Here is a 12155-nt window from a genome sequence, read left to right on the forward strand (position 1 = left end):
AAGTGCTACGGCGCCTTCGGCTCTGAACACCTTCAGCAGACGCTGGACCTGACGCGTCGTCATATCCAGCACATGCGCCGCCGAGACAACCGTCATGCGCCGCTCCAAAACCTTCGACAGCACCTCGATGCGTTGCAGCTCGCGCTCGCTCATTAAGATCAGTCCCAACCCGCCATCTCCCTCGCTCATGGACGAGCAGGGCGACATTCCTACTTTGCAGAATCAAGACATTTCTACTTTGCGGCAATATAAAAAAGTCGCATAAGATAGATTATGGAACTAGCACATTGGGCTGAAGCTGGAAATTGCCGATGTTTTCCATTGGCTTGATGCCAGCCGGCGTGTTGCCTTGATCCGTCCGGCAACGCTAGGCTGCTGCGATGACGAGGTCAAACCAAGCGATTGAGTCTGCGATCGAAGTGTTCGTGCACGGACACAGCGCCGGCAAAAGCCGTACCTTTCCCTACGAGGCAAGTCGCGTCGGGCCTGTGTGGTTGATGCGCGACGCTTCGCGCAAGAACCCTCGCGACTACCGCAAGGAGGAATGGATAGCGTATGACGTCGCTGCCGAGGATGTCGACGCGATTGCTCGCCAGCACGCGCGCGGAAGATTCTATGTGGGCGCCATGATCGCGACAGCGGAGCCGGACGAGCCGACGCGAAGCGCATACAAGGCACTCGGCTATCGGCTGCTCGGAACGGAAGGCTTTTTCGTGCGGCAATTGGGCCAGGTTCCAAAGCCGCCACCGACTGCGATTTCGATCGAACGCGTGCGCACAGCTGACCTGGCAGCGCGGTTGGGAAAGACCACGCGCAGGCAGCCAATCCCGGACGATTTGCTCGGCGATGACGCTTCACTCCGCCAGTATGTGGCAATCGACGGAGCTGACATTGTTGGGCGTGTGCGCAGCGTCGACGCTGTCGGCGCTAGCTGGTGCGCGGACATGTTTGTCGATCCCACGCACCGGCGCCGTGGCATCGGCCAGGCGCTGCTCCTCGGAATGTTGTGGGACGATCAGGCCCATGGTTCGAGATGCTCCGTGCTGACCGCTACCCACACGGGGGCGCTTCTATACCCTCGCGTTGGCTATGAGCGGATCGGAACGCTGTTCATGTTTGGCTCAAGGAGCGCAGCGTTGTGATGAAAACTCCTTCCTATCATACTGACTCATAAGGCATTTCTATCACCATGCCGTCATAGGCGGGTTCGACATTGGCAGGTGTCTCAGCCATCACCGTGGCGTAGTCCAGCGGCACGTGCATATGCGTTAGCACGGCGTGTTTTGGCGCCAATCGCTCGGTCCATTCCAGCGCTTCGCCAAGCGACAAATGACTGGGATGCGTCCTGTACTGCAGTGCGTCGATGATCAGCACGTCGAGGCCGCGCAGCCGTTCGACGGTGGCATCGGGAAAATCGCTGATGTCGGGACAATAGGCGAGCGCGCCGATGCGAAAGCCGAGCGATATGATGTCGCCGTGGACCTGCGGCAGCGGCTCGAGGGTGAGGGCACCCCCCTCTCCTTCGATGACCACCGGCTTGGCGTGGTCGATGAGATGCGGCCTGACGATCGGCGGATAGGAACTGCCTAGCGGCGTCTCGAAACAGTAGCCGAACGCTTCCCGCAGTCGAAGCATCGTCGGCTTGTCGGCATGGATATCGATCAATTGGCGCTGGTCGAGGACGAAACCACGCAGATCGTCGATGCCATGGATATGGTCGGCATGCGGATGCGTATAGACGACCGCATCGATGCGTCTGACCGAGGCCATCAGCATCTGCTGGCGGAAATCCGGCCCGGTGTCGATGACGACGCTGGTGCGGTTGCCATTCGCGGCAATCCGCTCGACGAGTGCGGCGGCGCGCGTGCGCCGGTTCTTCGGGTTATCCGGGTCGCATTTGCCCCAGTCGCCGGTGATGCGCGGCGTACCTGGCGACGAGCCGCAGCCGAGAATGGTGAGGCGCAGCCGGTCAGTCATCGTTCAGGCGCTTTGCTCGGCAGGTCGTGTCATCTTGCCGAACAGACGGAAGAAATTGTTCGTCGTCAGATTAGCGATTTCAGCCTCGCTGACGCCAATCGTCTCGGCCAGCACCTTGGCCGTGTGCGCGACATAGGCCGGCTCATTGCGCTTGCCGCGAAACGGTACGGGCGCCAGATAGGGAGCGTCGGTTTCGACCAGCAAGCGATCATGCGGCACATCGGCGGCAATGGCGCGCAACTCGGCCGAGTTCTTGAAGGTCAGGATACCCGAGAACGACACGTACCCACCGAGCGCGACGCCAATTTCAGCCAGCCGCCGCCCCGAGGAAAAACAGTGCAGGATGAAGGGGAAGGCGCCCTTCCCTGTTTCGTCTTCCAGAATGGCTGCCATGTCATCATCGGCATCGCGTGAATGGATGACCAGCGGCAGCCTTGTCTCCCGCGCCGCGGCGATGTGGGCACGAAACCCCTGCGCCTGTGCCTCGCGCGGCGCCTTGTCATAGAAATAGTCGAGACCGGCCTCGCCGATTGCCACCACCTTCGGATGGGCCGCCAAACGGACGAGATCCGCCGAGGTCACGTCCAGCTCTTCCGCGGCATTGTGCGGATGGGTGCCGACCGAACAAAAGACTTCGTCGAAAGTGTCTGCGATTTCAAGTATTTGTGGAAACCGCTTCACGCGCGTCGAGATCGTCACCATGCGGCCGATACCGGCCGCTTTGGCGCGGGCGACAATGGCCGCCCGCTCCTCGGCGAAATCTGGAAAATCCAGGTGGCAGTGACTGTCGACGAGCATCAGGCGTCCGCGTCCGGCTGTTCGACGTAACGCGGAAACACCCCCTCCGGCGCAGGCAACGCAACCCCGGAGACGAGCGCATGGTCTGCCGCGACATGCACGAAATCGCGGCTGTCCGCGGTCACCGCCAGCAGGTCGAGCAGTTTGTTGGCCGATCCCGGAATGAAGGGTTGGCACAGCAATGCCACGCGCCGGACGACTTCGGCGGTCGTCCACAGCACGGTTTCCATGCGGGCCGGATCGCTCTTTTTCAGCGCCCATGGTGCCTGTCCGGCGAAGTAGCGATCGGCTTCCGCCACCACGCCGAAGATCGCCGCCAGCGCCAGATGGATGCCTTGTTCCGCCATGGTCTTGCGCGCCACGGCAAGCACGTCGCTTGCCTGATCGAGGATCGCCTTGTCCTCATTCGTCAGGGTGCCGCGTTGCGGCACCACGCCGCCGCAGTTTTTGGCGATCATCGACAGCGAGCGCTGCGCCAGATTGCCGAGGCCATTGGCAAGATCGGCGTTGGTGCGGTTGACGATCGCTTCATGGCTGTAGCTGCCGTCCTGGCCGAACGGCACCTCGCGCAGGAAGAAGTAGCGCACCTGGTCGAGCCCGTAATGCTCGATCATGGTGAACGGGTCGATGACGTTGCCGACCGATTTCGACATCTTCTCGCCGCGGTTGAACAGGAAGCCGTGGCCGAAGACACGTTTCGGCAACGGGATGCCGGCAGACATCAGGAAGGCCGGCCAGTAGACCGCATGAAAGCGAACAATGTCCTTGCCGATGATGTGTGCATCTGCAGGCCAGAAGTGCCAATCATCAGCGTTTTCATCAGGATAGCCGACACCGGTGATGTAATTGGTCAGGGCGTCGACCCAGACATACATCACATGCTTTTCGTCCCCCGGCACCGGCACGCCCCAGTCGAAGGTGGTGCGCGAGATCGACAGGTCTTTCAGACCGGATTTGACGAAGCTCATCACCTCGTTGCGACGCTCCGCCGGGCCGATGAAGTCGGGCTGGCTTTCATAGAGCGCAATGAGTTTGTCCTGATAGGCCGAGAGGCGGAAGAAGTAGCTCTCTTCCTCGACCCATTCGACCGGCGTTCCCTGCGGCCCATAACGGACATTGTCGGGACGGACCTCCGTCTCCTCCTCGCCGTAGTACGCTTCATCGCGCACCGAATACCAGCCGGCATAGCCGCCCTTGTAGATGTCGCCATTGGCGGCAATCGCCTTCCAGATCGCCTGCGACGACGCGTAGTGGCGCTCTTCCGTGGTGCGGATGAAGTCGTCATTGGAGGCGTTGAGCGCCTCTGCCATGCGCTTGAAATCGGCCGAATTGCGATCGGCCAGTTCGCGCGGCGAAATGCCTTCCCGCTTCGCGGTCTGCAGCATCTTGATGCCGTGCTCGTCGGTCCCGGTTAGGAAAAATACGTCCTTGCCGTCGAGCCGCTGGAAGCGGGCAAGCGCGTCGGTTGCGATCAGCTCGTAGGCATGGCCGATATGCGGTTTGCCATTTGGATAGGAAATCGCGGTCGTGATGTAGAATTTGTCGCGTGACATGAATGAACCGTCATGAATGTCTGAATGGAAAGGCGTGGCGGTGGATATCGCATCGGGGCGGCGATTGCCATCCCGAGGCCCCGTCACATTCGCATTGCAGAATTCAGGCGGTCGATCATGGTCAGGCGTGCTGCTTCTTGTCGAGATTGTCGGTATCAGTCTCAGATATAGCGTCCAGCGCCTCATGCCAAGTCCCGGATCGCGCGTTCTGCCTTGATGACGTTTCCAGCCAGCAGCGCTTCGCTGACACCCGCAGACCACGCCCAGTGGGACCCGTTGCAAAGAGAGGCCACGATCCCGTAGTTTCGTGGCGGTGCACAGGCAGACCGGCATGGCCACGACCTCTCAATACGATCCGCGACAGAACCTTGATTTGCGCTTGCGTCAGGCCGGCGCGAGCAAAACCGTCTACGCCCTCGTCAGCCCGGAGATCGAAACAGTGAAGGCCGAGTTGTTCGGCAATAGCGGGGGAAATGGCCCCGATCCGATCCGCGTCGCCTATCTCGATCAGTTTCGCCATGCCTGGACTGGAAAGCAGAACGCGCTGCACAGACAGTTCTTCGACGCGTGGCTCGGCTGGGCGAGGCCGATGGTACCTCTGAACGCGGCTGACTTTCCATTCACCTATCCGACCGCCGGTGCAAGCGAGCCGCTTTTTCACCTGATTTCCGACTACGGCAATCGCGCACGGGTCGAACGGTTTGCACCTCGGCTTGTGATCTTTCGGGGCGAGTATGAAGGCTACAAGGCTTACGCGGAAGCCTGCGGCGTTCCGGTGACGGAACATGAGCGCCACGCTTGGAGCGATGTCGCCGACACCCTTGATCCCCAGGACCTGCTCTGTCTCAGCCAACCCTCGGCCATAGACGGCATGGTGTGGCCGGAGGCCAATGCCTTTCTGCGCAGGCTGAGCGTGCGCGCGAACCCGCCCCAAATTGTCCTCGATCTGACATATGTCGGGGCAACCGCCGAACCGCCGGCAGAGACGATCCTCGCCGACGCGCCTTGCGTGATCGCCGTGGTGATCAGCCTGTCCAAGCCGTTCGGCGCCTACTACGACCGCATAGGCGGGGTGTTCTGCCGATCGGAGAATCTCGGCCTTTTTGGCAATCAATGGTTCAAGAATCTGACGTCGCTGCAATTGGGGATCCGGCTCATGGAGCGGTTCGACGTGTTCGCCATGGCGCGCCGCTACGCCAGTATTCAACAGAGCGTAGCCGAACATGCCGGCCAGGCTCTCGGCCTAACCTTGATGCCGGCGGACGTCTTCATTCTTGCCCAGGCGTCGCCAGGCGCGGACGCCGATCCGGAACTGGTCTCCTATCTCACGCGCGCGCCCGGCGCGATCGATGCCCGGCCACGCGTGTGCCTGACGCCAGGCATGGCGGAGCGGATCGGCATGGCGAGCCCGAATTCGGGGCCGTTTTCATGAAACATTTGATCCCGCTTGTGACGAGCGACGATGTCCACGCTCACTGCTTGGTGCACTGGAAAACAGAAGCATTCCGATCCTCGCATCGAGAAGGCGGCTATATTCACAGCATCGTCAATCAGTACGCCCGCCTGCCGCGCTTCAGCTGCGAGACCACCAACGACCGCCTGGAGCGCGCGCACTTCTGCACCTGGTGGGGGCTGACGATGCGCCGGGATGATTATGCGGCTGCGGCCATCGAGGATCTCTACCTCCTGCACGAAATTTGGCACGCCGCGCACATGCCCTTCATTCCGGGTATCGGATTCGAGGCTTTCCACGGCAAGATGGAGCGCAACGAACTCGAAGCGAGCGTGGCTTCCGAACTGCTGGTCTATTTCAAAATGGATGGGCTGAGAGAAAGCGCGTTTCCTCATCCCATTTACGCAGACCGATTTCTGAACGATCCGGCCATGCGGCTCCTGTGGCGCGAAAATGAAGTCGTCGCCACCAACACATTGCTCGAAGCGCGTCGGAATGTCATGTATTCCAAACCCGAAGGCGACATGGACCTGAGCGAGCGCTGGATTCGCAAATTCACCATGCAAAACCGGCAATGGTCGATCGTCTGGGCCGATCGCTACCTCGATATCGAGGACCATATGTATCGCTTCCAGCAGATGGCTCTCGGCGGCGACAGGATGGGAGCCGCCGACTTTCACGCCGACTGGATCGAAGCCGAGGCCGCCACGGATACGGTGGATCACGTTCCTTTCCGCGACCAGGCGCTGCTGTTCGCCACCATCTATTGGGCCAATCGCGCAAAGTATGATGCCGCGCTCGCGGTGCAGCGAGCGAGCCAGCACGCACGGCGCCCCGAATAGCCGCGATCCGACTGCTGGAGGAGAACACGGCGGGCGCCTGAAAGCGGACCGCCCATGCCGACAAACCTCCCCGGAATGGCGATAGCCATCCCAAGGCCGTGCATGCCGGCCAAAAGTGGCCCCGGTTTTGGGCCAACGGATTGCGCAAAGAACCATCACATCCGCATTGCGATGTTCAGGCGCTCGATCATGGTCAGGGCGTGCTGCTTCTTGTCGAGATTGTAGGTGTCGGTCTCGGATATGGCGTCCAGCGCCTCATGCCAGGTGTCCGACAGCGTTTTGGCCCGGGCGAGATCGCCGGCCAGGGCAGCCTGGCTTGCCGCGTCCGATAAAAGGTCGAGCGCCCGGCGGTTGAAGATGTCGAACTGGATCGCCTGGTCGCGACCGGCGACAGCCTCGGCCAGGCGAAACGCGCCGCCGACATCGCCCTTTCTTGCACCCACCAGGGCATCGAGCGTCGAGGCGATTTCCAGCCCGCCATACTGCGTCAGCAGGATCGCGCTGCGCGCGCTGCCCCCTGCCCGCTCGGCCAGTGCCGCCCGTGCCGCCGGGTCGTCCGGCGGTGGCGGTTCGGCCGTTTCCAGCACCGCCATCAGCTCGTCGGCGTCGAGCGGTGTCAGCCGCACCACCTGGCAGCGTGACCGGATCGTCGGCAGCAGGCTGCCCGGCGCATGGACGATCAGGATGAACAGCGTTCGTGCCGGTGGCTCCTCGAGATTCTTCAGCAAGGCATTGGCGGCATTGGCGTTCATGTCGTCGGCCGGATCGACGATGACGACCCGGTAGCTGCCGTCATGCGAGGTCAGCGACAGGAAGCGGCTGACCTTGCGGATTTCATCGACGGTGACGACGGTCTTGAAGCTCTTGGTCTTGTCGTTGAGCGGGCGGGTCAGATGCAGCACCGAAGGATGCGCGCCAGTGGCGATCTGGCGAAACAGCGACGAGGCCGGATCAGGAATGGCAAGACTTTCCGGCGCTTGCGCGAAGTCCGGGTGCTTCAAGAGATGATGCGCAAGATGGAAGGCGAGCGTCGCCTTGCCGATGCCGACCGGCCCCGAGAAGATCAGCGCATGCGGCAGCTTTCCCGCACGGTAGGCGGCGGTGAGCATCCCCGCGACCTGCCTGTGTCCGACCAGACGGGCTGTTTCGGATGGCTCGGGCACGCCGTCCAGCGTGTCGTGCTGCTCGGGGGCGATGCGCTCGAAGATCATGCCGGCGTTGCCTGCCTGTTGCGCGAAGGCGTTCTTTCCTCCAGCGCCGCGAACACCGCGGCGGTGACGACATTCTCGACCGTGTCGGGATCGGCGGCTGCGTCGACGACGATACAGCGTTCCGGCTCGGCCGCGGCGATCGCCAGAAACGCCTCTCGGCGGGCCTGATGGATAGCCAGCGTCTCCTTCTCGAAGCGATCGGCGGTTGCTTCGGCGCCGCGCCGCAGCGTTGCGCGCCTGAGGCCTTCCGCCGGATCGATGTCGAAGATCAGCGTCATGTCGGGCATCATGCCGTTGATGGCGACCTGCTCCAGCGTATCCATGAAGGCCGGGTCGATACCGCCGGTGACGCCCTGGTAGACGCGTGAGGAATCCAGGAAGCGGTCGCAAAGCACGATGGTGCCACGCTCGACCGCCGGCCGGATGACCTGCTCGACATGGTCGGAACGCGCGGCGGCGAACAGCAGCGCCTCCATCTTCGGCCCGAACGGTTCGGCGGCGCCGGAAAGCAGCACATGCCTGACCGCTTCGGCGCCGGGCGAGCCGCCTGGTTCACGGGTGAGCAGGACATCATATCGCTTGGCGCGCATCTTCCTGGCTAGCCGCTCGATCTGCGTCGACTTGCCTGCTCCTTCGCCGCCTTCGAAGGTGATGAAAAATCCGCGCGCCAATCGAAAAGCCTTTGCCATGCTTGCGGGTGTTATTGCGCTCTAGATAGTCCGCGTTGGGGGAAACGTCTATGCCGACGGCGCTAGCGCAGCCAGCCGATCGCCAGTTCCTTGACGGCGTCGAGCGCGCGTTGGGGCAATGTGCCAACGCCGATCGACTCGGCGGCGAAAAGCGGCGTCTCCTGGCTCAGCGTGTCGCCGATCCAGACGCGCAGCGCCCCCACCGGCTGTCCTTCCTCCACAGGTGCTGCAACTGGGCCGTTGTAGACGATCTTGGCCGTCAGCTTGTCGCGGTTGGTGATCGGCAGGAAGATCTCGATCGGGCCCTTGGCCTTCAGCGTCACACCGGATTTGGCGCCGCCAAAGACCTGGGCTTCGCCGACCACCTCGTCCTTGGCGAAGATTTCGGTCTTCTCGAAAGAGCGAACACCCCAGTCGAGCAGCTTTCGCGCCTCTTCAGCACGTTCCTTGTCGCTGGCCAGCCCGCTCATCGCCGCGATCACTCGCGTGCCATTGTGACTGACCGAACCGACGATGCCGAAGCCTGACGCCTCGCTCGCGCCGACCGCCAGGCCGTCGGCGCCAATGTCCATCGCCAGAAGCGGATTGCGGTTCCGCTGCGAAATCTTGTTCCAGGTAAAATCCTTCTGGCCATAGTAGCGATAGAAATCCGGATAATCGCGCCACAGATGCACGGACAGCAGCGCCAACTCGCGCACGGTGGTCTGCTGGCCGTCCGCCGGCAGGCCCGTCGAATTGACGAAGGTCGATGTCTTGAGGCCGATCTGGCGGGCGCGTTCGGTCATCTGCGCGGCAAAATTGTCCTCCGATCCGGCCATGCCCTCGGCGATGACGATGCAGCCGTCATTGGCCGCCTGCACCGTTACGCCCTGAATGAGGTCCTCGAGTCGGATCGAGGATTTGAGCTTGGCGAACATCGTCGATGTTCCCGAAGGCGCACCGCCTTTGCGCCAGGCGTTTTCGCTGACCACGAAGGTATCGTCGAGCTTCAGGCGTCCGGACTTTATGGCGTTGAAAACCACTTCCATTGTCATCAGCTTGGCCATCGAAGCCGGCGGTATCGCCTTGTCGGCATCTTTCGAAAACAGCACCGTCCCGGTCTCGGCGTCGATCATGAAGACCTGCGTGGCCTTGGTCTCGAAAAGCTGCGCGCTGGCTGGAGCCAGGGAAAGCAAGAGCAGGCAAAAAACCAGAAGCCCGGCGAAAGGCTGGAGCAAGCGCAGTTGCATGATGTTCGACCCGTTGGCCGGAACGTCCGGCAAGCCCGCAAAAAGTATCGGGCTTTTTCCGCGGCGGATCAACCGCGCTGCGCAAATACGAACTGGCTTCCGCTCAGTTGCGCACGGCCAGTGCGTCCGGCGCGCCATGCGACCAGGCCGCCTGCAGCAAGTCATCCAGATTGCGGTGGCCATCGGGGTAAAGATTGACCGAATACCAATCCTCGCCATCGAGTTCTGAACGCTGGATCTCGATCTTGCCGAATGCGGCAAGCTGAGCGGCAATGCGCCTGGCCTCCGCCGCATCCTCGAACGAACCCGCCGCTACGTAGTCGGAACCGGCCGGTGGCGACTGCCGCTTCCACGATTGAAGCACATCGGCCGGTGACATGCCGTCGCCGCCGAGCGCTGCCAAGGCGTTGGAGGCGCGTTCTACCCGCTCGTCCGCATAGGACAGCGAGGCCACGGCAAACGGCGATTGCGGCGGCAGGTTGATCTCCGGGCGTTCCGGCACGATCGGGCCGAAATCCGGCAACACCAGATCGCCATAGGCCGGCGTCTGCGCCGACATGACCGGCTGAACCATCCCTGAATCGGTCGATTGGCCTGAATCGGTCAACTGGCCCGGAAACGGTACGGCGGCGACACCGACAGGCAGGCTCGGCGACGGCCCGTTCATGGCGACCATGACGCCGGTCGGCAGTCCATCCGACGGATCCGGCGCCCTGTTGCCGGGATGGTAGGAGGCCATCAGATACTGATCGTCATCGCCGTCGAGCGGAGCGCGGCCGACATATTCGACCTTCACTTGCGCAGTGCCGATGTTGGCGTAGTCAAGCATCTGGGCAGCGCGCTCCGACACATCGATGATGCGGCCTTCGTGATAGGGGCCGCGATCGTTGACGCGAACAATGACCGAGCTGCCGGTCTTGAGATTGGTGACGCGGGCATAGCTTGGCAGGGGCATGGTCGGATGCGCCGCCGTCAGATGCGTCATGTCGTAGACTTCACCATTGGCGGTCAGCCGGCCGTGGAAGGCGTCGCCATACCAGGAGGCCAGACCGACCTTGGCGTAGTGCTTGTCTTCCTTGGGGTAATACCACCTGCCCCGGACCTGGTAGGGCTTGCCGAGCTGGTCCCGGCCGCCGCCACGCTGCAGACGCCCGCCCCGGAAGGCCACGCGCGGGCTTGCCTTCACGCCATATTCGGATTCGGAGAAATATTCCTTGGAGCGGGTCTTTTTGTAGACCATCGCTTTCGGTTCAGGCTGCGACGCGCAAGCCGCCAGCAAGGCAGCCGAGACCGCCAACAACGCGACGGTAGCAGCGCGACGAAGACGCGGGCGCGTCATAGCCTGCATTTTTCTGATGTCCCCTACAGTCTCAGCCAAGACGCCGCTTGAGCATCAGAGGAGCCAACACACTCTCTCGATCAACCAACGACGCCTTGAACCCCGATCCTTTGTGCGCAGGAATTGTTTATCACGGTATTAACCGATTGTGGCCGGAACCGGGCAAGATTGTGGCGGGGCTCCTGGCTGAGCATCCTGAAAAGTCACGATTTTTTTCGTCGTGCTGCGTGAAAGTCATGTCGTCCCCTGCCGCAGGGCTCCTCCCCAACTTCTGCCGGGACACGCCTGCCGGTTGACAGGTCTTTGCCGAGCACACTAGAGCAGTGGACCGCGACTGCCGGAGGAATGGCCGAGCGGTTTAAGGCACCGGTCTTGAAACGTGGTGAAAGCCATCCCTACTGGTCTTTGACGGTCCCGAATAGCCCGGTTTTCCGGGCTTTTTCTTTGCCGTCATCAGCCCGTCATCCTACCCCGTCCCTGCCCTTCCCTTGGTGTCCGGTGCCAATTGCGGTGCCAAGTCTTTCCTGCAACAACTATCGGCTAGTCCATGCGAAATGGACGCGACACTGGCGAGGCAGCAAATGGCGACACTTACCGAGTCCTATGAGGTCATTGGGCGAGTGCTCGCAAAGCTAGTTCTTAGCGGGCTGCGGAGGCAGGGTCTTGAGGCCGACCACGTTATGACGGACCTCAACACAGAAAAGCGACACCACTTTGTTGACGTAGTCAGTTGGTTGCACGCCGAAGGGCTGATCACTAGCCAAGCTGCTTTTGTTAATGGTGGCTATGCGGGCGTCCAACTTACCTCCAAAGGTATCGCTGCCGTCGAGAAGGGAACGTTCGACGGTAACTCCATCCGCGAAACCGTAGAGGCGAAGCCGGAAGGTGGCCTCAGCTCAGACACATACAGCAAGATAGGCGCCCTCGTTGGCGGCTGGATGGGCGCTATTATCCAGACGGCACAATGAAAAAGCCCGCCACCGTGAGGCAGCGGGCCAGAACCTCCCGCCGGCGGGAGGTTGTTAGAGATTTTGCCGACTGTCGGCAGAAAGGTCCCGACGTCG

The 12155-nt window shown here is 61.8% G+C and carries 12 protein-coding genes; 4 read left to right on the plus strand and 8 right to left on the minus strand.

Translation table 11 applies throughout. From position 1 onward, the window contains the following. Positions 1–168 (minus strand): helix-turn-helix domain-containing protein (locus tag AC1D10_RS25100; RefSeq protein ID WP_477277370.1); only part of this gene is annotated, 168 nt, incomplete at its 3' end. A 212-nt stretch (positions 169–380) separates the two neighbouring features. Here AC1D10_RS25100 and AC1D10_RS25105 point away from each other — a divergent pair. After that, positions 381–1142 carry a GNAT family N-acetyltransferase gene (locus AC1D10_RS25105; RefSeq protein WP_477276645.1) on the plus strand — a complete coding sequence of 254 codons (762 nt, stop codon included), beginning with the start codon at positions 381–383 and terminating at the stop codon, positions 1140–1142. Positions 1143–1158: 16 nt separating this feature from the next. Here the strand turns inward: AC1D10_RS25105 and AC1D10_RS25110 are convergent, their stop codons facing one another. The 3 genes from AC1D10_RS25110 to metG are packed head-to-tail and all read right to left on the minus strand — an operon-like array spanning position 1159 to position 4328. Further along, positions 1159–1977 carry an MBL fold metallo-hydrolase gene (locus AC1D10_RS25110; protein ID WP_477276647.1) on the minus strand — a complete coding sequence of 273 codons (819 nt, stop codon included), beginning with the start codon at positions 1975–1977 and terminating at the stop codon, positions 1159–1161. Between the two features lie 3 nt (positions 1978–1980). Next, positions 1981–2775, minus strand: a complete 795-nt coding sequence (locus AC1D10_RS25115; protein ID WP_477276649.1) for a TatD family hydrolase — start codon at positions 2773–2775, stop codon at positions 1981–1983. Beyond that, positions 2775–4328, minus strand: a complete 1554-nt coding sequence (metG, locus tag AC1D10_RS25120) for a methionine--tRNA ligase (protein WP_477276651.1) — start codon at positions 4326–4328, stop codon at positions 2775–2777. The genes AC1D10_RS25115 and metG overlap by 1 nt, the downstream gene beginning before the upstream one ends. A gap of 331 nt (positions 4329–4659) precedes the next feature. On the opposite strand from metG, the gene AC1D10_RS25125 reads away from it, so the two are divergent. Together AC1D10_RS25125 and AC1D10_RS25130 are read left to right on the plus strand one after the other, a co-directional pair. Then, positions 4660–5760, plus strand: coding sequence for an aminotransferase class I/II-fold pyridoxal phosphate-dependent enzyme (locus AC1D10_RS25125; protein ID WP_477276653.1), 1101 nt, complete (start codon positions 4660–4662; stop codon positions 5758–5760). Further along, a complete protein-coding gene (locus AC1D10_RS25130) occupies positions 5757–6623 on the plus strand; it encodes a hypothetical protein (RefSeq protein ID WP_477276655.1) in 867 nt (288 codons plus the stop codon). The genes AC1D10_RS25125 and AC1D10_RS25130 overlap by 4 nt, the downstream gene beginning before the upstream one ends. Before the next feature lie 155 nt (positions 6624–6778). Here AC1D10_RS25130 and AC1D10_RS25135 read toward each other — a convergent pair whose 3' ends face one another. The 4 genes from AC1D10_RS25135 to AC1D10_RS25150 all read right to left on the minus strand — a co-directional run bounded on the left by AC1D10_RS25135 (position 6779) and on the right by AC1D10_RS25150 (position 11100). Beyond that, entirely contained in the window at positions 6779–7834 is a 1056-nt protein-coding gene (locus AC1D10_RS25135) for a DNA polymerase III subunit delta' (protein WP_477276657.1), read from the minus strand. Continuing rightward, positions 7831–8505, minus strand: a complete 675-nt coding sequence (gene tmk, locus AC1D10_RS25140) for a dTMP kinase (protein ID WP_477276659.1) — start codon at positions 8503–8505, stop codon at positions 7831–7833. The genes AC1D10_RS25135 and tmk overlap by 4 nt, the downstream gene beginning before the upstream one ends. An 80-nt stretch (positions 8506–8585) precedes the next feature. Continuing rightward, positions 8586–9752 carry a D-alanyl-D-alanine carboxypeptidase family protein gene (locus AC1D10_RS25145; protein WP_477276661.1) on the minus strand — a complete coding sequence of 389 codons (1167 nt, stop codon included), beginning with the start codon at positions 9750–9752 and terminating at the stop codon, positions 8586–8588. Positions 9753–9855: 103 nt separating this feature from the next. Then, positions 9856–11100, minus strand: a complete 1245-nt coding sequence (locus AC1D10_RS25150; protein ID WP_477276663.1) for a septal ring lytic transglycosylase RlpA family protein — start codon at positions 11098–11100, stop codon at positions 9856–9858. A gap of 572 nt (positions 11101–11672) precedes the next feature. Here AC1D10_RS25150 and AC1D10_RS25155 point away from each other — a divergent pair. Further along, positions 11673–12059 (plus strand): hypothetical protein, encoded by a 387-nt coding sequence (locus AC1D10_RS25155; RefSeq protein WP_477276667.1) that lies wholly within the window; start codon positions 11673–11675, stop codon positions 12057–12059. Positions 12060–12155: the final 96 nt, after the last annotated feature.

The organism is Mesorhizobium sp. P2_A8 (assembly GCF_056404935.1).

What these genes read in the sequence shown, in the direction of transcription:
- AC1D10_RS25115 (WP_477276649.1), bottom strand. Translation starts at nt 2,775, where the DNA reads ATGCTCGTCGACAGTCACTGCCACCTGGATTTTCCAGATTTCGCCGAG.
- AC1D10_RS25135 (WP_477276657.1), bottom strand. Translation starts at nt 7,834, where the DNA reads ATGATCTTCGAGCGCATCGCCCCCGAGCAGCACGACACGCTGGACGGC.
- AC1D10_RS25125 (WP_477276653.1), top strand. Translation starts at nt 4,660, where the DNA reads ATGGCCACGACCTCTCAATACGATCCGCGACAGAACCTTGATTTGCGC.
- AC1D10_RS25110 (WP_477276647.1), bottom strand. Translation starts at nt 1,977, where the DNA reads ATGACTGACCGGCTGCGCCTCACCATTCTCGGCTGCGGCTCGTCGCCA.
- AC1D10_RS25150 (WP_477276663.1), bottom strand. Translation starts at nt 11,100, where the DNA reads ATGCAGGCTATGACGCGCCCGCGTCTTCGTCGCGCTGCTACCGTCGCG.
- AC1D10_RS25145 (WP_477276661.1), bottom strand. Translation starts at nt 9,752, where the DNA reads ATGCAACTGCGCTTGCTCCAGCCTTTCGCCGGGCTTCTGGTTTTTTGC.
- AC1D10_RS25130 (WP_477276655.1), top strand. Translation starts at nt 5,757, where the DNA reads ATGAAACATTTGATCCCGCTTGTGACGAGCGACGATGTCCACGCTCAC.
- AC1D10_RS25155 (WP_477276667.1), top strand. Translation starts at nt 11,673, where the DNA reads ATGGCGACACTTACCGAGTCCTATGAGGTCATTGGGCGAGTGCTCGCA.
- metG (WP_477276651.1), bottom strand. Translation starts at nt 4,328, where the DNA reads ATGTCACGCGACAAATTCTACATCACGACCGCGATTTCCTATCCAAAT.
- AC1D10_RS25105 (WP_477276645.1), top strand. Translation starts at nt 381, where the DNA reads ATGACGAGGTCAAACCAAGCGATTGAGTCTGCGATCGAAGTGTTCGTG.